At 72.5% G+C, this 18,631-nt stretch carries 16 protein-coding genes; 14 read left to right on the top strand and 2 right to left on the bottom strand.

The features are described 5' to 3' along the window. Positions 1–21 precede the first annotated feature (21 nt). The 13 genes from ACZ4VF_RS28840 to ACZ4VF_RS28780 all read left to right on the top strand — a co-directional run bounded on the left by ACZ4VF_RS28840 (position 22) and on the right by ACZ4VF_RS28780 (position 13,992). Entirely contained in the window at positions 22–543 is a 522-nt protein-coding gene (locus ACZ4VF_RS28840) for a hypothetical protein (protein ID WP_467929577.1), read from the top strand. A gap of 246 nt (positions 544–789) precedes the next feature. Continuing rightward, complete coding sequence (locus ACZ4VF_RS28835; RefSeq protein ID WP_467929575.1) at positions 790–1,713, top strand: hypothetical protein; 924 nt, start codon at positions 790–792, stop codon at positions 1,711–1,713. Between the two features lie 258 nt (positions 1,714–1,971). Beyond that, positions 1,972–2,490 (top strand): toxin-antitoxin system HicB family antitoxin, encoded by a 519-nt coding sequence (locus ACZ4VF_RS28830; RefSeq protein ID WP_467929574.1) that lies wholly within the window; start codon positions 1,972–1,974, stop codon positions 2,488–2,490. A gap of 115 nt (positions 2,491–2,605) precedes the next feature. Continuing rightward, the gene (locus ACZ4VF_RS28825) at positions 2,606–3,448 is read left to right on the top strand and encodes a DUF4097 family beta strand repeat-containing protein (protein ID WP_467929572.1); all 843 of its coding nucleotides are present in this window, start codon (positions 2,606–2,608) and stop codon (positions 3,446–3,448) included. A 99-nt stretch (positions 3,449–3,547) separates the two neighbouring features. Continuing rightward, the gene (locus ACZ4VF_RS28820; protein ID WP_467929571.1) at positions 3,548–4,537 is read left to right on the top strand and encodes an ATP-binding cassette domain-containing protein; all 990 of its coding nucleotides are present in this window, start codon (positions 3,548–3,550) and stop codon (positions 4,535–4,537) included. Next, positions 4,534–5,316 (top strand): ABC transporter permease, encoded by a 783-nt coding sequence (locus ACZ4VF_RS28815; protein ID WP_467929570.1) that lies wholly within the window; start codon positions 4,534–4,536, stop codon positions 5,314–5,316. Before ACZ4VF_RS28820 ends, ACZ4VF_RS28815 begins: the two co-directional genes overlap by 4 nt. 183 nt (positions 5,317–5,499) lie before the next feature. After that, on the top strand, positions 5,500–6,456 hold the full coding sequence (locus ACZ4VF_RS28810) for an endonuclease/exonuclease/phosphatase family protein (RefSeq protein WP_467929568.1): 957 nt from the start codon (positions 5,500–5,502) through the stop codon (positions 6,454–6,456). A gap of 75 nt (positions 6,457–6,531) precedes the next feature. After that, the gene (locus tag ACZ4VF_RS28805) at positions 6,532–8,475 is read left to right on the top strand and encodes an FUSC family protein (protein WP_467929566.1); all 1,944 of its coding nucleotides are present in this window, start codon (positions 6,532–6,534) and stop codon (positions 8,473–8,475) included. Positions 8,476–8,564: 89 nt separating this feature from the next. Continuing rightward, the gene (locus ACZ4VF_RS28800; protein ID WP_467929565.1) at positions 8,565–10,271 is read left to right on the top strand and encodes a VWA domain-containing protein; all 1,707 of its coding nucleotides are present in this window, start codon (positions 8,565–8,567) and stop codon (positions 10,269–10,271) included. Positions 10,272–10,377: 106 nt separating this feature from the next. Next, on the top strand, positions 10,378–12,093 hold the full coding sequence (gene metG, locus ACZ4VF_RS28795) for a methionine--tRNA ligase (protein ID WP_467929564.1): 1,716 nt from the start codon (positions 10,378–10,380) through the stop codon (positions 12,091–12,093). A gap of 368 nt (positions 12,094–12,461) precedes the next feature. After that, positions 12,462–13,328 carry a helix-turn-helix domain-containing protein gene (locus tag ACZ4VF_RS28790; protein ID WP_467929563.1) on the top strand — a complete coding sequence of 289 codons (867 nt, stop codon included), beginning with the start codon at positions 12,462–12,464 and terminating at the stop codon, positions 13,326–13,328. Between the two features lie 62 nt (positions 13,329–13,390). Beyond that, a complete protein-coding gene (locus ACZ4VF_RS28785) occupies positions 13,391–13,738 on the top strand; it encodes a hypothetical protein (RefSeq protein WP_467929561.1) in 348 nt (115 codons plus the stop codon). Next, complete coding sequence (locus tag ACZ4VF_RS28780) at positions 13,735–13,992, top strand: hypothetical protein (RefSeq protein ID WP_467929560.1); 258 nt, start codon at positions 13,735–13,737, stop codon at positions 13,990–13,992. Before ACZ4VF_RS28785 ends, ACZ4VF_RS28780 begins: the two co-directional genes overlap by 4 nt. Positions 13,993–14,057: 65 nt before the next feature. Here ACZ4VF_RS28780 and ACZ4VF_RS28775 read toward each other — a convergent pair whose 3' ends face one another. Further along, a complete protein-coding gene (locus tag ACZ4VF_RS28775) occupies positions 14,058–15,401 on the bottom strand; it encodes a pectate lyase family protein (protein WP_467929559.1) in 1,344 nt (447 codons plus the stop codon). A 150-nt stretch (positions 15,402–15,551) separates the two neighbouring features. Between ACZ4VF_RS28775 and ACZ4VF_RS28770 the strand changes: the two genes are divergently transcribed. Further along, on the top strand, positions 15,552–16,298 hold the full coding sequence (locus ACZ4VF_RS28770; RefSeq protein WP_467929558.1) for a hypothetical protein: 747 nt from the start codon (positions 15,552–15,554) through the stop codon (positions 16,296–16,298). Between the two features lie 411 nt (positions 16,299–16,709). Here the strand turns inward: ACZ4VF_RS28770 and aspS are convergent, their stop codons facing one another. Continuing rightward, positions 16,710–18,473, bottom strand: a complete 1,764-nt coding sequence (gene aspS, locus ACZ4VF_RS28765; RefSeq protein WP_467929556.1) for an aspartate--tRNA ligase — start codon at positions 18,471–18,473, stop codon at positions 16,710–16,712. Between the last annotated feature and the right edge of the window lie 158 nt (positions 18,474–18,631).

The following is an 18,631-nucleotide window of genomic DNA, read 5'->3' as shown; positions in this document are numbered from 1 at the left end:
GCGAGAGGAAGGAGTGCTCCCATGGCTCAAGCGGCACCCGCGCCCGGCGGAATGTCCCGGCCCGGCCGCACGCCCGAGGTGGAGCGCCGGTCGTCCGACATCGTCCGGCGGACACCCGACGTCTTCGACGCCCGCACCCACCGGATCGCCCGGCTGGCCGTCCCGGTCGTCCTGGGCCTGGTCTACGGCTACTGGGTGGCGGCCAACGACCGCGCCGGCGGCCCGGTCACCGGCGGGAACCTGGTGCTCGGCTTCGTCAGCGCGGCGGTGTTCGCGGTGCTGTGCGCGGCCCTGCTGACGCTGGCCCCGCGGATGCCGCGGGAGGTGCACGCCCTGCTGTGGACGGCGTTCGTGGGCTGTGCGTTCGGCTTCCTCTACAGCCAGAGCGGCAGTCTCTTCGCCACCCAGGGCGCCGGCCTGGGCCCCCACGGCGACGTGGTGCGGTCGGTGCTGATGTCCGTGCTGGTGTCGGCGGTCACCTTCGCGGTGTTCTTCTACCGCTACTACACCCGGGAGGACGCGTCCGGGCGCCGGATCCGCTGAGCGGGCGGGAAGGACCCCGTCGCGCGGGACACGGGTACGCGTGGGTCCCGGCCGAGCCGGCCGGGACCCACGCGCTCCCCTGTTTCCCCGGTTCCCCACGTGGCCGTCCGCACGAGTGGTGCACTTCGGCCACTTCCGTCCCCCCAGCACCAGGAAACACCCGTTGGGGTGATCCCTCCACCGGAGGGCCGCCCGAACGCAGTCGCCCCGCTCGCGCACCGGCCTCCGGGGCCCTTGCCTGGAAACGTGCCCTCACGTCTCCGGAGCGCCCTGTCGGCCGTGCTGATCGTCCTGTCCTGCCTCCTCGTGCCGTTCGGCGCGCTGGCGGCCTGGGCGGCGTACGGGCTCACCGACACGGGCCGGTACGTCACCACGATGGCGCCGCTCGCCGCCGACCCGGCCGTGCGGGAGGCCGTGGTGGACACGGTCGGCGACGGCATCCTGCGCGCGGTGGACCAGCACCTCGACGTCCGCCCGCTGCGCGGCTCGGTACGCCCGTTCGTCCACGACGCGGTCCGCTCCTTCACCCACACCCGGGCCTTCCGGCTGGCCTGGGACACCGGCAACCGGGTCACCCATGACGCCGTGCTGCGTGCCCTGCGCGCCGAGGACGCGCGCGCCGTCACCGTCGACCTCGCCCCCGTGACCGCCCAGGTCAAACGCCAGCTCACCCGTGACCACGTACCGCTGGCCGCGCGGATCCCGGTGGAGCACACCGCGGTCGCCGTGCTCCCGGCGGACCGGCTGACCACCCTGCGGAAGGGGTTCCACGTGCTCGAAGTCGCCGGTTTCTGGCTGCCCGTGGCTGCCGTCGCCTTCGCCGTCGGCGGGATCGCGTTCGCCGTACGCCGGCGCCGCGCGGTCACCGCCACCGCCCTCGGCACGGCCCTGGGCGGCGCCCTGCTGGTCCTCGCCCTCGCCGTCGGCCGCAGCCTCACCCTGTCCGACCTGCCGGCCGGCGTGTCCCACCCGGCCGCGGGCGCGGTCTACGACGCCCTGACCGGCACCCTGCGCACGACGGCGTGGCTGCTGCTCGGCCTCGGCACGGCGGTGGCCCTCACCGTCCGGCTGACCCGTCGGCTGCGCCCGCCCCGGCCCGCGCGCCGGCGGGAGGACTCCCCGGCGGCGTCACCCGCCAGGGGGCCGGCGCCGACGCGGGCCCGGATCTGAGGATCGCCCGCCACCGTGTTGGCACCAGTCGACATCGCGTGGCATCGGCGTGGCGCCATGTAGTGCCATGCGGCGTCATGCGATGCCATGCGGTGCCGTGCGGCGTCACGTGACGCCATCTGGCGCCACCCCATTTCAGCGATGTACCGCGACACTGACCCACATTTCCGCAGGTCAAGGGGTGGCAGGCCGATTCTGCTCCTGACCGGACACCCGCGAGCCTTGCGCATGGCGTCACGATGGTGCCATTATGGCGTCATGGACCTCACGCCCTATGTCGACACCCTCCGCCGCGAACTCGCGGTGGCCGCCGAAGCCGGCGGGGAAGACGCCCGCGAGCTGGCCGAGCGGCTCACCGCGCCACTGGAGTCGGCGACCCGTCTGACCCTGCTCAACGTGCTCTCCGCCGCGATGGACGAGATCACCCGCGAACTCGCCCCCGGCTCGGTCGACGTACGGCTGCGCGGCCTGGACCCCGACTTCGTGGTCACCCCGCCGCCCGTCGGCGGTCCCGGCGAGACGGCCGCCGAGCCGTTCCGGGCCCCGGCTCCGGCACCGGCGCCCGGCGAGGGCGACGAGGGCGGCACGGCCCGCGTGAACCTGCGTCTTCCGGCCCACCTCAAGGCCCGCGCCGAGGAGGCCGCGGCCCGCGAGGGGCTGTCGGTCAACGCCTGGCTGGTGCGCGCCGTGTCCGCCGCGGTCGAGGGCGGCGCCCGGCCGCGCACGGCGGAGAAGACCCAGAGCGTCGGCCAGAGCTTCACCGGCTGGGTGCGCTGACCGCGCCATCACCCGCACGCACCACAGCACCCCGCATCCCTTCACCCGCACCACTCCACCCACACCGCGTCCCACCAGCGAGGACGCCCCGAAGAGCCAAGAGGACGGGACAGCCATGCCTTCTTTCGACACTCCCGAAGCGATCTCGGTCACGGCGCGCGTGGACGCCGGCTCCCTCCACTTCACCGCGGGCGACCACCCCGGCACCGTCGTCGAGGTGCGCCCCCGCGACCCGAAGAAGGACCTGGACGTGCGGACGGCCGACCAGACCGAGGTGACGTACGCGAACGGCGCCCTGACCGTGCGGACGCCGAAGCCCAGCCTGTTCGGCCGCACCGGCACCGTCGACGTGACGATCGACCTGCCCACGGGCTCGCGTGTCGAGGCGACCGGTGCCTGGACGCAGGTGGTCGGCGAGGGCCGGCTCGGCGAGGTCCGGGTGAAGACCTCGGCCGGTGACGTCCGCCTCGACACGACCGGTCCGGTCACGCTGACCGCCTCGCACGGCACGATCACCGTGGACCGCGTCGAGGGCGCGGCCGAGATCACCACCAGCTCCGGCAGCCTGCGCGTCGGTCTCCTCGACGGTCCCGCCGTCCTGAAGAACTCGCACGGCACCACGACCGTCGGCGCCGCGACCGGCGACCTGCGGGTGAACGGCGCCAACGGCGACATCGAGATCCGGCGCGCCGAGGACTCGGTCACCGCCACCACCGCCCACGGCACCCTGCGCGTCGGCGAAGTGGCCCGCGGTTCCGTCCAGTTGGAGACCTCCTACGGCGCCATCGAGGTCGGCGTCCGCGAGGGCACGGCCGCCTGGCTCGACGTCAGCTCCGACGCCGGCCAGGTGCGCAACTCCCTCACCGCGTCCGAGACCCCGGGGGAGACCGAGGACACCGTCAAGATCCGCGCCCGCACCCGGTACGGCAACATCGACATCCGCCGCCCCCGCCTCTGAGCACCCCTCCCCCTCGCCCCCTCTCGTCCTCCTCTCTCCACTCCTCACCCCTCCACCCACTCCAGCCTTCGAACGGGAGGGCCCATGCCTTCTTCTGTCATGCCCGCGCCAAGTCGGTCGGGTGCGCAGCCGCCCGCCGCCGTCTCCGTCGTCGGCCTGCGCAAGTCGTACGGCGACAAGACCGTGCTCGACGGCATCGATCTGCGCATCCCGGCCGGCACCGTGTTCGCACTGCTCGGCCCGAACGGCGCCGGCAAGACCACCACCGTGCAGATCCTGTCCACGCTCGTCGCCGCCGACGGCGGACAGGCCCAGGTGGCCGGCCACGACGTCGCCCGCTCACCCGACGGCGTACGCGCCGCGATCGGGGTCACCGGGCAGTTCGCCGCCCTCGACGACCTGCTCACCGCGGAGGAGAACCTGCTCCTCATGGCCGACCTGCTGCGGCTGGGCAAGCGCGAAGGCAGGGCCCGTGCCCGGGAGTTGCTGGAGCGGTTCGGCATCGCGGACGTCGCGCACCAGCGCGCCGCGACCTTCTCCGGCGGTATGCGGCGCCGGCTCGACATCGCCATGACCCTGGTCGGCGACCCCCAGGTGATCTTCCTGGACGAGCCGACGACCGGGCTCGACCCACGCAGCCGCCGCACCATGTGGGACACCGTGCGCACGCTGGTCGCGGGCGGCACCACCGTCTTCCTCACCACCCAGTACCTGGAGGAGGCCGACCAGCTGGCCGACCGGATCGCCGTGCTCGACGGCGGCCGGATCGTCGCCGAGGGCACCGCCGACGAGCTGAAGGCGCGGATCCCCGGCAGCCATGTGCGGCTGCGGTTCACCGAGCCCGCCGCCTACGAGCGCGCGTCGGCCGTCTTCCCCGGCGCGGCCCGGGACGACGAGAACCTCCTCCTGCGCGTGGCGGGCGACGGCGGCCTCGACGCGCTGCGCGGCCTGCTGGACCGGCTCGACGCCGCCGGCGTCCGGGCCGCCGACCTCTCCGTGCACACCCCCGACCTCGACGACGTGTTCCTCGCCCTCACCGGCGAGGGCACCGCCGACTCCGCGCTTCACGTCAAGGAGACCCCGCGATGAGCACCCTCACCTACGCCGTGCACGACTCGATGACGATGCTCCGGCGCAACCTGAAGCACGCGATCCGCTATCCGTCCGTGGGACTCGGCAGCGCGATGATGCCGATCCTGATGCTGCTGCTTTTCGTGTACGCCTTCGGCGACTCGATCGGCGCCGGGATGGGCGGCGGCCGGGACGCCTACCTGGAGTACCTGACACCCGGCATCGTCATCATGGGCGTCGCCGCCGGTTCGATGTCGACCTCGATCGCGGTCTGCTCCGACATGACCGAGGGCATCATCAACCGGTTCCGGACGATGGACATCACGCGGTCGTCGTTCATGACGGGGCATGTCATCGGCAGTGTCGTGCAGACGATGGTGTGCATGGTCCCGGTCATGGGCGTGGCGCTCGCCGTCGGCTTCCGCTCCGGGGCGACCCCGCTGGAGTGGCTGGCGGCGGCCGGCCTCCTCGCGGCCATCGCCTTCGCGGTGACCTGGCTCTCGGTGGCGCTCGGCCTGATCTCCAAGACCGTCGAGTCCGCCAGCAACAAGCCCCTGCTGATCCAGTTCCTCCCCTTCCTCGGCTCGGCGTTCGTCCCGGCCGGGTCCATGTCCCCGGGCCTGCGGTGGTTCGCCGAGAACCAGCCCTTCACGCCGATGACCGAGACGCTGCGCGGTCTGCTCTGCGGCACCGCGATCGGGAACGACGGCTGGATCTCCCTCGCCTGGTGCGCCGGCATCACCGTGGCCGGCTACGTCTGGTCGCGCTCGCTGTTCAACAGCACCACCAAGCGCTGAGCACCGCGTCCCCCGCCGGGCCGCGGGGCCGCCGGACCGCCGGGGCTCCGGGGCTCCGGCGATCCGGGACTCCGGGACTCCGGGACTCCGGGACTCCGGGACTCCGGGACTCCGGGGCTCCGGGGCTCCGGGGCTCCGGGTGATCTTCTGGCGCCGCCGGCCGGACGATCGTAGGCTCGCCCCGTGACCCAGCGCTCCGGACGCAGGCTCGGCACCTGGTGTGCCGGGCTGCTGCTCGCCGGGGTGAGCGCGGTCGTCGGCTGCCGGGTCGCCGACAGCGACGGCATCACCCCCGTGCCCCAGCTCCTCGCCTTCCTCCCCTGGCTGCTCGCGCCGGCCGGCCTCGCCCTGCTGTGCGCGCTGCTCACCCGCTGGTGGACGGGCCTGGTCTGGGGCGTCGCCGTCCTCGGCCTGCTCGCCTGGTACGGGGAACCGTACGGCACGGTCGACGAGGCCGACGGCCCGCAGCTCGCCCGGCTGCGCGTACTGACCGCCAACGTAGAGTTCGGGCACGGCACCGCCGCCCTGGTCCCGGTCGTCCGCGGCCGGAACCCCGACGTGGTCTTCGTGCAGGAGTGCGACGCGCGCTGCCGGGCCGCACTGGAAGGGGAGTTCGCGGCCGACTACCCGCACCGCCGGACCGTCGAGGGGGACGGTTCCAAGGGCTCGCTCATCCTCAGCCGCCACCCCCTCGCCCCGGCCCCAGGTGTCCCCGGCACGATGGGCATGCCCGGCGCCGTCGCCGACGTACGCGGCCACGCCGTACGCCTCCAGCTCGCCCACCCCATGCCCCCGCTGCCGGGACGGGTGACCCTCTGGCGCCGCGAACTCGCCCGCCTGCGCGTCTTCGCCGCCACCCGTGGCCGGACCCCCACGATCCTCGCCGGCGACTTCAACGCCTCCCAGGACCACGCGGCCTTCCGGCACATCCTCGACACCGGCCTGTCCGACGCGGCCCGCCTCGCCGGCCAGGACCGCACCCCGAGCTGGCCGTCGCGCACCGCCTCCGTCATCGGCGCCCAGATCGACCACGTGCTCGTCTCCCGGGACTTCACCGCGACCGGCGTCCGCTTCCCGCGCGTGGCCGGCAGCGACCACCGGGCCCTGGTGGTGGACCTCACGCTGCACGGACGGACGTGAACAGCGCACCGGCGGACGCGTCCCCCGCACCGGCGGCCACGACCCGAATTCAGCCGAACAATCCATAATGGGCGCATGCCACGAGAGTTCCCCATCGGCCTCACCCCTCCCGACTGGCTGGTCCGGAACCTCACACCCCAGCAGGCGCCCGTCAACTGGGCCGCCATCGCGCGCGCCGCGCTCGCGATGGCCCTCCCCCTGGCGCTCGGCCTCGCCGCCGGACGCCCGGCCTACGGCGCCCTCGCCTCCATGGGCGCCCTGTCCGGCGTCATCGGCGACACCGCCGACGCCTACCGCATGCGCATCCTCAACATCGCCGTACCGCAGCTCTTCGGCGCGGTCGGAGTGACCCTGGGCACGCTGGCGTACGGCCACGGCTGGTACGCGGTGGCCCTGCTCACCGGCGTCGCCCTGCTCTCCGGGATGATCTCGACGATCGGCGCGGTCGCCTCGGTCTCCGGTCTGCTCCTCCTGCTGAACTGCGTGGTCGGCGCGGGCCTCCCGCTCCCCTCCCCCTGGTGGCTGGCCCCCGCCCTGATGACCGGCGGCGGCCTCCTGGTCCTGCTGCTGGCCCTGCTGGCCTGGCCGCTGCGCGCGGGCGTCCCCGAACGGACGGCGGTCGCCGCGACGTACCGCACGGTCGCCGCCCTCCTCGCGGTCGCCGGCACCGACCGCACCGGGCCGTACGAGGAGGCCCGGCGCGCCGTCACCCAGTCCCTCAACGAGTCGTACGACCTGATCCTGGCCCGGCGCGCCCGCCACCACGGCCGCAGCCGCGAACTCACCCGCCTGCTGGCCCAGTTGAACGCGATCACCCCGGTGATCGAGGCGGCCCCCGCGGCCCATCTGGCGGCCCGCCCGCTCCCCGAGCGAATCCCGGAGGCCGTACGTCACCTGGCACGGTCGGTGGAGGGGACCGGCCCCCCGCTCCCGCCCCTGCGCCTCCCCCTGCCCACCACGGAGACGGGGCGGGCGGTGGACCACGCCCTGCGGCACGCGGCCGAGGTCGTCATCGCCCCCGACGTGGACCCCCGGGGCATCGACGACCGGCTGGGCCGGCCGGCCGCGCTCGGCATCCGCACGGCCCGCGCCGCCCGCACCGTCGTCCTGTCCGCCAACTCCTGGCGCTACGGCGTCCGTCTGGCGGTCTGCATCGGCATCGCCCAGGCCCTGGTCTCACTGGTCCCCGTCCCGCGCTCCTACTGGGTCGCCCTGACCATCACCTTCGTCCTCAAACCCGACTTCGGCTCGGTCTTCTCCCGCGCCCTGCTGCGCGCGCTCGGCACGGTGGCCGGCCTGGTGGTCGCGGCGGTGGTCCTGGCCGAGGTCCCCCTGGGCTGGTGGGACGTCCCGGCCCTGTTCCTCCTGGCCCCCCTGATCCCGGCACTGACCCCCCGCGGCTACGGTCACCAGACGATGGCCATCACCCCGGTGATCCTCCTCCTCTCCGACATCCTCAACCACCAGGGGACGGCACTGCTGCTCCCGCGGCTGACCGACTCCCTGCTGGGCTGCGGGGTCGCCCTGATCGCCGGCTACCTCCTGTGGCCGGAGAGCTGGCACACACGGGTCGGCGACCGCCTGGCCGACGCGGTGGCCGACACGGCGGCCTACGTGGAGGCGGCCTTCGGCCCGTCCACGGAACCGGCGGCCCGGGCCCGCATGCGCCGCCGCCTCTACCGCGACCTGTCCGTCATCCGCACGGAGTTCCAGCGGGCCCTGACCGAACCGCCCCCGACCGGCCGGCGCGCCGCGGCCTGGTGGCCGCTGGTCGTCGCCGTCGAACGCATCGTGGACGCCACGACGGCGGCCCGCGTCCGCGTCCGCCACGGGGCGGTGCCGCCGTCCACGGGCGAGGTCTCCCAAGTGGCCCTGCAGCTGCGCGAGCTGTCCGAGGGCGTACGACGGTCCGAGTCGCTGACAGCCGTCCGCACCGACCTCACGGGCCCCTCGGGCAGCGTCCTGGAACCCCTCCGCCAGGAGGTCGCCGCCGCCCGGGCCATCACGTCTCCGCACTGACGCGGTCCGGCGACGCGGGGCCGCTAACCTTACGTGTCCGTCCTGGCCAGCGATTGACGGGTTACAACCTCACGCGAAGGGTTGCGCACATGGGCATTCTCACTCTCCTGCGGAACGCATTCGGCCGCTCACGCAAACCCCGAGCCACCGAGCCGGAGGGTGCGCCCCAGACGCCGGAACCGCCGACCCCCGCCCCGGCGGTACCGGAACCCCGCCAGTCCCCCGCCTCCTCCGAACACGAACTGGTCACAGCGGCGTTCGCCAACGTCCAGGTCCCCGACCCCGACCCGGACGACACCGCCCCGGCCAGCGCGGAGGACGAGGCCGGGACCGGCGGGAAGCCGGAGGGCACCGCTGCGGCCGAGCCCCGGCCCGAGCCGGCCACCGCGGCCGAGGCCGAGGACGACGAGAGGCCCGCGGAGACCACCGCGGCCGAGGCCGGGCACGAGGACGGGACCGGCGTGACCGGCGAGAAGCCCGGAGGGGCTGCCGAGGCCGGGATCGGGGCCGGGGAAGCCGCCGCGACGACGGCCGGCCCGAAGACGGAGGAGGAACCCGCGCAGCCGGTCCCCGCCACGGAGGAGCCCACGGCGCCGACCGCGAAGGCGACGGTTCCGGCGGAGGCCGAGGAGGACGCGAGCCGGGCGGAGCACGCCGACGCCGCAACCGACGCGGAGGAGGCCGAGACCCCGGCCCCGGCCGACAAGCATCCCGAGACGGCCGCGCCCGCCCCGGGCCCGTCGACGAACGAGACGCCCGACACGCACCCGGCCGAGTCCGCGACCGCTCCCGAGCCGGTGCCCGCGGAACCCGACGCGAAGGCGGAGCCCACCACAGCGACCACCGCCGAAGCCGACCCGAAGCCGGAACCCACCACAGCGACCACCGCCGAAGCCGACCCGAAGCCGGAACCCACCGCAGCAACCACCGCGGAGCCCGACGCCGCACCGGAGCCCACCGGAACGACGACCGCGGACGCTGACGCCAAGGCGGAGCCCACCGCAGCGGCGACCGCTCCGCAGGGCGCCGACGGCGAGGACACCCCCCTGGGGTCGTCCGCGCCCGGCGACGAAACCCGTACGGGTGGGACCCCGGACACCGATGGCGAGGCCGAGGCGGTCAAGGCCAAGCCCGCGACCACCCTCGCCAAGGTCAAGGCCCGCACCCCCGCCCTCACCACCGCCTACAAGGCCGCCACGGCCGCCCTCAGGAAGACGGACCTCACCGGCACCCGCGCCAAGGTCTACCTGGTGCTCGACCGCTCCGCGAGCATGCGCCCGTACTACAAGGACGGCTCCGCCCAGGCCCTCGCCGACCAGACCCTCGCCCTCGCCGCCCATCTGGACCCCGAGGCCACGGTCCACGTCGTCTTCTTCTCCACGGAGGTCGACGGCACCACCGACCTCACCCTCGACCCGGGCCACGAGAGCAGGATCGACGACGTGCACGCCGGCCTCGGCCGGATGGGCCGTACCAGCTACCACGCCGCCGTGGACGCCGTACTCGCCCACCACCGCGAGAACGCCGCCCCCACCGCACCCGCCCTCGTCGTCTTCCAGACCGACGGCGCCCCGGACGCGAAGACCCCCGCCACCCAGGCCCTGACCGAGGCCGCGGAGAACCACCCCTCCGTGTTCTTCTCCTTCGTCGCCTTCGGTGAGCACGACAACAAGGCCTTCGACTACCTCCGCAAGCTGAAGACCGGCAACACGTCCTTCTTCCACGCGGGCCCCACCCCCCGCGAGCTGACGGACACCGAGCTGTACGACGGAGTCCTGGCCTCCTGGCGCCCGTGACCCCGCGCCGCCCGCTTCTCACCCCGTAAAACGGGAAGCGGGCGGCATACACACGTCGGCTACGATTTCAAGGTTCGTACACGTAGCGACCTGGGAGCAGCCCCCGATGGCTCGACACCTCATCACCAGCGCCCTTCCGTACATCAACGGGATCAAGCACCTGGGCAACATGGTGGGGTCCATGCTCCCGGCGGACGTGTACTCCCGGTACCTCCGCCAGCGCGGCCACGACGTCCTGTACATCTGCGCGACCGACGAGCACGGCACCCCCGCCGAGCTGGCCGCCAAGGAGCAGGGTCTCCCGGTCGCCGAGTTCTGCGCGCAGGCGCACGACGCCCAGAAGGCGGTCTACGACGGCTTCGCGCTGGCCTTCGACTACTTCGGCCGCAGCTCCAGCCCGGAGAACCGCGAGATCACCCAGCACTTCGCCCGCAAGCTGAACGAGAACGGCTTCATCGAAGAGCGCGCGATCCGCCAGGTCTACTCGCCCGCCGACGGCCGCTTCCTGCCGGACCGCTACGTCGAGGGCACCTGCCCCCACTGCGGTTACGACAAGGCCCGCGGCGACCAGTGCGAGAACTGCACCCGCGTGCTGGACCCGACCGACCTGATCAACCCGCGCTCGGCGATCTCCGGCTCCACCGACCTGGAGGTCCGCGAGACCAAGCACCTCTTCCTGCTCCAGTCCAAGCTGCAGCACGAGGTCGAGCAGTGGGTCGCCCGGCACGAGGCGGACTGGCCGCAGCTCGCCTCCTCCATCGCCCGCAAGTGGCTGACCGAGGGCCTGCACGACCGGGCGATCACCCGCGACCTGGACTGGGGCGTCCCGGTCCCGGCGGACACCTGGCCGGAGCTGGCGGCCGAGGGCAAGGTCTTCTACGTCTGGTTCGACGCCCCGATCGAGTACATCGGCGCGACGAAGGAGTGGGCCGACCAGGACCCGGAGAACCGGGACTGGAAGTCCTGGTGGTACGAGGCGGACGACACCGTCCGCTACACCGAGTTCATGGCCAAGGACAACGTCCCGTTCCACACGGTGATGTTCCCGGCCACCGAGCTGGGCGTGCGCGAACCGTGGAAGAAGGTCGACTACGTCAAGGCGTTCAACTGGCTGACGTACTACGGCGGCAAGTTCTCCACCTCGCAGAAGCGGGGCGTCTTCACCGACCAGGCCCTGGACATCCTGCCCGCCGACTACTGGCGCTACTTCCTGATCGCCAACGCCCCCGAGTCGGACGACTCGTCCTTCACCTGGGAACACTTCACCGCCACGGTGAACAAGGACCTGGCCGACACCCTCGGCAACTTCGTCAACCGCGTGCTGTCCTTCTCCAAGAAGCGCTTCGGCGAGGAGGTCCCCGCGGGCGGCGAGCCGGGTGAGGCCGAGGCGCGGCTCGGCGAGCAGATCGCCGAACTCCTCGCGGAGTACGAGTCGCAGATGGAGGCGCTCCAGTTCCGCAAGGCCGCCGCGGCCCTGCGCGCCCTGTGGTCGGCCGGCAACTCCTACCTGGAGGAGAAGGCCCCCTGGCTGGAGATCAAGACCGACAAGGACGGCGCGGCCCTCACCCTGCGTACGGCGATGAACCTGATCCACCTGTACGCGGTGGTCTCCGAGCCGTTCATCCCGGCGACGGCGAAGACCATGCGGGAGGCGTTCTCCCTGCCGGACGACACCGCCGCCTGGGTGACCCGGGACGAGGCGAAGGCCCTGGCCTCGGTCCCGTCCGGCACCCCGTTCGCGGTCCCGCCGGTCCTGTTCGCCAAGCTGACGGACGAGGACCTGGAGACGTACAAGGAGCGCTTCGGCGGCGAGCCCGCCTGACCGCGCCGCACCGATGCCCTGAAGCACCCCCGAGGGCGCCGAGCACACCGTGCCCGGCGCCCTCTGCCGTACCGTGCGCGTGCTGCTGCCTCCCGCGCCGGAACCTGACCGCCCGATCGCCGGTCCGACCTGCGCTCCCTATGCACTACCCACCGGGGAGAAAGCACCCCGCCAAGCCCCACCCCTCCCTCCCGCCGGGCAAACTCACTCCCGCGAGTGAATATGCCAACTGGACTGGATCGGGGACCGGTTGTCTGCCCTACGCTCGGCGACAGCGGCACCCGAGCAACCCCCAGACATGCGACGGCCCTCGCCGGGACTGGCATCCCAGTGCGAGGGCCTGACCACCGAGGAAGTAGGGCTTCCCGATGGACACCGAAAACCCTAGCGCGACCATGCCCGCCCAGTCCCGTATCCCGGGCAAAAAGCACCTCGACGGGCAGCCGGTCGCCGGCGTCGCCCACGACCACGTCCGGCACACCGAGAACTTCACGGTGATCGGCAACGACCTGGCCCAGCACCCGGAGCTGTCCCTGCTCGCCATCGGACTGGCCTGCTACATCCAGTCGGTGCGGCCGGGCACAGCGGTCGACATCAAGACCCTCGCCGCCCGCTTCCCCGAGGGCCCCACCCGCATCGCAGCGGCCCTGCGGGAGCTGGAGGGCCACGGCTACCTGCGCCGTACCCGCGAACGCACCCCCACCGGCCGGATCGTCACCCGCACGGTCTCCTGCAACCGGCCCGGTCACCGCGCCGCCCGGGAGACGGTTACCCGCAGGCCCGCCCGGCGCGAGTCCCCCGACGACCCGGCGCCTCGCAAGCGACTCCCGGCCGTACCGCAGCCGTCGTACCCCTCGCCCGTCCTCCTCCAGACGGCCGTCGACGTCCTCGCCGGCCTGCGCCGCCACGACCCCCGCCTGCTCCTCTCGGCCACCGACGCCGAACACCTCGCCCCGGGCGTCGCCGCCTGGCTGGAGCGCGACCTCACCCCCACCGCCGTACGCCACGCCCTGACCGCGAACCTGCCGAACGAGCCCCTGATCCGCCCGGCGGCCCTCCTCGCCCACCGCCTGACCGCTCAGCTCCCGCCGCCGCCACCGTTCCGGCCCCCGGCCTCTCCAGCCCTTGGGCCGCGCCTCCCCCTCCATACCTGCGACGGCTGCGAGCGTGCCTTCCGGGCGCCGGCTCCCGGCCGCTGCCGCGACTGCCGCGCCGAGCCGAGCCCGGCCGGATGAGCACGTGGACGCTCGGCCCCGCCGTGCCGGATAGTGTGGCTGGGGTACTCCTGGAGGACACCATGAGCACACTGCCCGAGCACGGACGCGAGCTGATCCCCCGACCTGAGCAGACACCCGACGCCCTGCGCGCGGCACTCGCCGTCCTGGCTCCGGGACGCCTCGCGGATATGCAGGCCTCGAAGGACGAGGCGTTCGCCAAGGCGGTCGAGTGGCAGTCCCTGAGTCCCGTGCAGAGCTGGGTTCTCCGCTGGGCCCGGGACATCGAGATCGCCCGCCGTCCCGAGCTGTCCGCCCGCTTCGAGCGCGCGCAGAACATGCTGGAGGACGAGGATCCCGTTCTCGCCGAAGCAGCTCTCCAGGAGCTGACCGCCGTACTGGACGAAGCCATGAAGGCAGTACGCGGTTGAGCTGGAAGTGGGAGTACGCCTTTGGAGCGGAGGAAGCCGCGCGCTCGGCACCCACCGACTTCCTCACCCAGGTGGCAGCCAAGGCGGACGAACTGGTGAGAGCCGCTGAAGCCTTTCACGTCCACGGCCGAGCCCACCAAGGTCTCGATCCCCGGAGTGGCGACGTCATCGTGCCGGGTGGCATGTTCACGTACCAGGTCGTTGTCCGGAGCGAGCGGGTCTACGTCGTCCAGATCACCTACCTGGGGTTTTGAGCCTGCCCCTGTTTCACGAGCCCCGCCATTTCAGCAGGAGCAGGCCCTCACAGCCGTCCGGGGCGTTACTTCAGCACACCCGCCCCCGTCGTGTTCGCCAGTTCCGCCGGCAGGTTCTTCGCCGAGGTCTCCAGGCCGGCGGTGCGCGTCGGCGTCCAGTCGACCGTGGTCCTGATCTTCTTCGAGCTCGCGGCGTTGTACGCGGCGACCAGGTCGGTGACCGTGCCGTTGACCAGGTTGCCGCTGCCCGCGACCGAGCCGGTGCCGTCGCCGCTGAGCAGCTTGGCGACCTTGCCGCCCGAGGGCACCGTCCAGTAGTTGGCCTGCGCGACGACCTGGGCCTTGGCGCGTGAGTTGATGCTGTACAGGGGCGCGTAGCCGTCGACGGTCGTCGTGTCGTACAGGTTGTTGTAGAGGTGGACCTGGCCGATGCGGGTCAGCGGGGCGCGCTGGACGATGCCCTTCCACACGTTGTGGTGGATCGACACCCGCAGCTTGCCGGCGCTGTCGGTGTCGCTGGAGCCGATCAGCATGGTCTTGTCGTGGTCGGTGAACCGGTTGCGTTCGACGGTCACCAGGTCGGAGCCCTTGGTGATGTCCAGGGCGCCGTCGTGGATCTGGTACTCGCGGCCGAAGTACCTCGGGTTCGCCCTGTCGAAGCGGGGCGCGTCGGTGAACGTGTTGTGGTCCGCCCAGACGTGGGTCGCGCCGCGCAGGGTGACCGCATCGTAGTTCGAGTTCCAGTTGCCGTCGTCACCGTCGGTGGGGTCCCACTGGGGGAAGCAGTCCTCGGTGGCGGAGAAGGCCAGGTTGCGGACGATGACGTTGTCCACGTTCTGGATCTGGAGCATGCCGCCGGTGATCCCGGCGTCGCTGCCGGGCACGCCGACGATCGAGGTGTTGGCCGGCACCTTGAAGACGACGTTCCTCGCCTGCCTGGCCTGGGCGGCGGCGCGGGCCTTCTCCTGGGTGCCGGAGGGCAGCTTGGAGCGGCCGTATACGGCGGGGTCGTAGGCCTTGAGGTAGGCCGACAGCGAGTAGCCGGTGCCGGAGGCGTAGTCGGCGCAGGTCAGCTTCTTGCCGCTGTCGTCGGTGTTGGCGTCGATCCTGCCCTCGACCTTGATGATCCGGGGCGTGGTGTCGGTCGCCGAGCCCAGCGCCTTCACCAGCTGGGCCCGGGTGGAGACGGTGAAGGTGTGCGCGGGGTCGGCCTTCGCCCCGCCGGTCGTCCCCGTACCGGAGGCGGCCCAGCCGTCCCTGGCGGCGAGGGTCTGGTGGTACAGGTCGACGGCGTCGGCGTTCGCGTTCATCACGAACACCCCGGCGCCGACACCCGCGGCCACGACGGCGGCGGACACGGCGAGGGTGCGCCGCCCGCGGAGGGACCGGCGGTGGGAGGGAGCTGCCACGGAGGAGTCCTTAAGGAGGTCTGTCGATGATGTCTTACGCCTCCTCAGTGGCCGCCGCCCGTGCGGACGTTGCCGCCGCGGCCGGAATTTTTCCGTCCGGCCCGGTCGGGCGTCCCGCATGGGGGGCGGGAAGCCGGAAAAGATCCTTCCGTGGACATCCCCGAACCCCATCGCCGGCTCCTCGCGGACGTCGTCCCGGCAGGCGGCCCGTACGGCCTGGTGCTGGCCGGCGGCTACGCCCTCGAAGCGCACGGGCTCCTCCGCCGGCCGCACGCCGACCTGGACCTCGCCACCGAGAGCGGCGAGACGACGGAGCACATCGCCGGTGGTGTCGCGGCCGCCCTGGAGGCGCGGGGGCGCCGGGTGCGGACCGGCCCGGTGACCGCGCTCACCGCGCAGCTGACGGTCACGGACCCGCCGAGCGGCGAGGAGTGCGGGCTGGCGCTGCACAAGGAGGCGTTCTGGCAGCCGCCGGAACTCACCCCGTACGGCCCGGCGCTCTCCCTGGCGGACGCCGTCGGTACGAAGATCCGGGCCCTGTACGACCGTGGCGCGGCCGTCGACCTCATCGACGCGCACGCCTGCGCGGCCCGGTTCTCCCTGCCCGGCCTGGAGGAACTGGGCCGTCGGCACGCCCACGACCCGTTCGACCTGCCCACCCTCCAGTCCCGTCTGACCGGCACGGACTTCTACGCCGACCGGGACTTCCTGCGGTACGGCCTGGACGAGGCCGCCGTCGCCGCCCTGCGCGCCTGGGCCCAGCACTGGTCCGACGACATCGCCGAACGCCTCCTGGAGGAGGGCGCCTCTCCCGACACCGAGCCGGACGAGCCGGAGGAACGGGAGGAGCGGGAGGAGCGGGAGAACCAGGGTGAGCAGGGCGGGCAGGGCGGTTGAGTGCGGTCGGCTGCCGTCGTGCGTGTCGTCCGGTGCCACCCCCAGGGTGAGGCGGGCCCGGACCCCGCGCGCGATGTGGGTGGAGTACGGCTGCCCGGTGTGGCAGGTGCGGCCGCCCTCGTACCCGGCGTCCGTCCAGGCGCCGTCGACGTGCACCTTGACGTGGATGTGCACGCAGCGGCCCTGGTACCAGCCGGGGAAGACGGTCCGGAAGGTGACGTACCCGCGTTTGTCGGTGCGCCGGGTGCCGCGCAGCAGCGGCTGTCGTCGGTGGGTTCCTGGTGGCCACCGCCGCCGCCCCCGGGACCGCCGACGGCTCGTATCGCAAGCCGTCACCGAGCCCGGAGACGGCTGTGCGCGCCGATCGTCGAGAGCGAGTCAGGACGGGTCGGCGCGCACAGGCGGTGCTCGCTACTTGGGCTGCGGCTTCCTGATGGTCAGGTGCAGCTCGCGCAGGCGGGACTCGTCCAGCTCGGTCGGGGCGCCCATCATCAGGTCCTGGGCGTTGCCGTTGAGCGGGAAGGCGATCGTCTCGCGGATGTTGGGCTCGTCCGCGAGGAGCATGACGATGCGGTCCACGCCCGGGGCGATGCCGCCGTGCGGCGGGGCGCCGAAGCGGAACGCGCGGAGCATGCCCGCGAACTTCTCCTCGACGGTCTCCCGGTCGTAGCCCGCGATCTCGAAGGCCTTGAGCATGATCTCCGGGTCGTGGTTCCGGATCGCGCCGGAGGACAGCTCGACGCCGTTGCAGACGATGTCGTACTGCCAGCCCAGGATGGACAGCGGGTCCTGGGTCTCCAGGGCCTCCAGGCCGCCCTGCGGCATCGAGAAGGGGTTGTGGGAGAAGTCGATCCCACCGGTCTCCTCGTCCTTCTCGTACATCGGGAAGTCGACGATCCAGCAGAAGCGGAAGACACCGTCCTCGAAGTGGCCGGCGCGCTTGGCCGCCTCGACGCGGACCGCGCCCATGATCTTCGAGACCTCGTCGTACTCGCCCGCGCCGAAGAAGACGGCGTGGCCGGGGGCCAGCGAGAGGCGCTTGGTCAGCTCGGCCACGTTGGCCTCGGTGAGGAACTTCGCGATCGGGCCGGACAGCGAGCCGTCCTCGCCGACGCGCACCCAGGCCAGGCCCTTGGCGCCCTGCTCGACGGCGTACTCACCGAGCTGGTCGAAGAACTTGCGGGGCTGCCCGGAGACGTCCGGCACCGGCAGCGCGCGCACGTGCTTGCCCGCGAAGGCCTTGAACTCCGAGCCCTCGAAGACGTCGGTGATGTCCACCAGCTCCAGCTTGGCGCGCAGGTCCGGCTTGTCGGAGCCGTACTTCGCCATCGCCTCGCGGAACGGGATGCGCGGGAAGGGGGAGGTGACGTGGCGGCCGCCGCCGAACTCCTCGAACAGCTCGGTCATGAGCTTCTCGATCGGCTGGAAGACGTCCTCCTGCTCGACGAAGCTCATCTCGACGTCGAGCTGGTAGAACTCGCCCGGCGAGCGGTCGGCGCGGGCGTCCTCGTCGCGGAAGCAGGGCGCGATCTGGAAGTAGCGGTCGAAGCCCGAGATCATCAGCAGCTGCTTGAACTGCTGCGGGGCCTGCGGCAGGGCGTAGAACTTGCCGGGGTGCACACGGGAGGGCACCACGTAGTCGCGTGCGCCCTCGGGGGAGGTGGCGGACAGGATCGGCGTCGCCATCTCGTTGAAGCCCATCGCCGCCATCTTCTGGCGCATCGCGGAGATCACGGCCGTCCGCAGCATGATGTTGCGGTGCATGCGCTCGCGGCGCAGGTCCAGGAAGCGGTACTCCAGGCGCCGCTCCTCGTTGACCCCGTCCTCGGTGTTGATGGTGAAGGGCAGGGGCTGGGCCGCGCCGAGCAGCTCGACCTCGGCGACCTCGACCTCGACCTCGCCGGTGGGCAGGTCGGGGTTCACGTTCTCGGTTCCCCGGGAGACCACCTGGCCGTCGACGCGGACCGTGGACTCCTTGGAGAGCTTGTCCAGCGCCTCGTACGCGGGGGTGCCGGGGCGGGCGACCAGCTGCGTGATGCCGTAGTGGTCGCGCAGATCGATGAACAGGATGCCGCCCAGGTCGCGCCGATTGTGCAGCCAGCCGCTCAGCCGGACGTCGGTGCCGACGTCAGAGGCGCGGAGCTGGCCGCAGGTGTGGGACCTGTACCGATGCATCGTCGTTCATCGTCCTTCGTGGTGGGGTTTCTCCTGCCGGCTCTGCGGACCGGCGGGAACGGGCACGGGGCCCGGACCCATCAAGGGTACCGGGCACCCCCAGCTCGGGTCCCCACCCTTACCGCCCGCCCGCCTACGGTGGCAGGCACCGGTCATGT

The sequence above is a fragment of the Streptomyces sp. NPDC029151 genome (genome assembly GCF_055564315.1).
Note: the sequence above shows the minus strand (reverse complement) of the source record. Positions and strands in the feature narration are given on the sequence as shown.

What these genes read in the sequence shown, in the direction of transcription:
- ACZ4VF_RS28800 (WP_467929565.1), top strand. Translation starts at nt 8,565, where the DNA reads ATGGGCATTCTCACTCTCCTGCGGAACGCATTCGGCCGCTCACGCAAA.
- ACZ4VF_RS28830 (WP_467929574.1), top strand. Translation starts at nt 1,972, where the DNA reads ATGGACCTCACGCCCTATGTCGACACCCTCCGCCGCGAACTCGCGGTG.
- metG (WP_467929564.1), top strand. Translation starts at nt 10,378, where the DNA reads ATGGCTCGACACCTCATCACCAGCGCCCTTCCGTACATCAACGGGATC.
- aspS (WP_467929556.1), bottom strand. Translation starts at nt 18,473, where the DNA reads ATGCATCGGTACAGGTCCCACACCTGCGGCCAGCTCCGCGCCTCTGAC.
- ACZ4VF_RS28840 (WP_467929577.1), top strand. Translation starts at nt 22, where the DNA reads ATGGCTCAAGCGGCACCCGCGCCCGGCGGAATGTCCCGGCCCGGCCGC.
- ACZ4VF_RS28785 (WP_467929561.1), top strand. Translation starts at nt 13,391, where the DNA reads ATGAGCACACTGCCCGAGCACGGACGCGAGCTGATCCCCCGACCTGAG.
- ACZ4VF_RS28815 (WP_467929570.1), top strand. Translation starts at nt 4,534, where the DNA reads ATGAGCACCCTCACCTACGCCGTGCACGACTCGATGACGATGCTCCGG.
- ACZ4VF_RS28820 (WP_467929571.1), top strand. Translation starts at nt 3,548, where the DNA reads ATGCCCGCGCCAAGTCGGTCGGGTGCGCAGCCGCCCGCCGCCGTCTCC.
- ACZ4VF_RS28805 (WP_467929566.1), top strand. Translation starts at nt 6,532, where the DNA reads ATGCCACGAGAGTTCCCCATCGGCCTCACCCCTCCCGACTGGCTGGTC.
- ACZ4VF_RS28825 (WP_467929572.1), top strand. Translation starts at nt 2,606, where the DNA reads ATGCCTTCTTTCGACACTCCCGAAGCGATCTCGGTCACGGCGCGCGTG.
- ACZ4VF_RS28790 (WP_467929563.1), top strand. Translation starts at nt 12,462, where the DNA reads ATGGACACCGAAAACCCTAGCGCGACCATGCCCGCCCAGTCCCGTATC.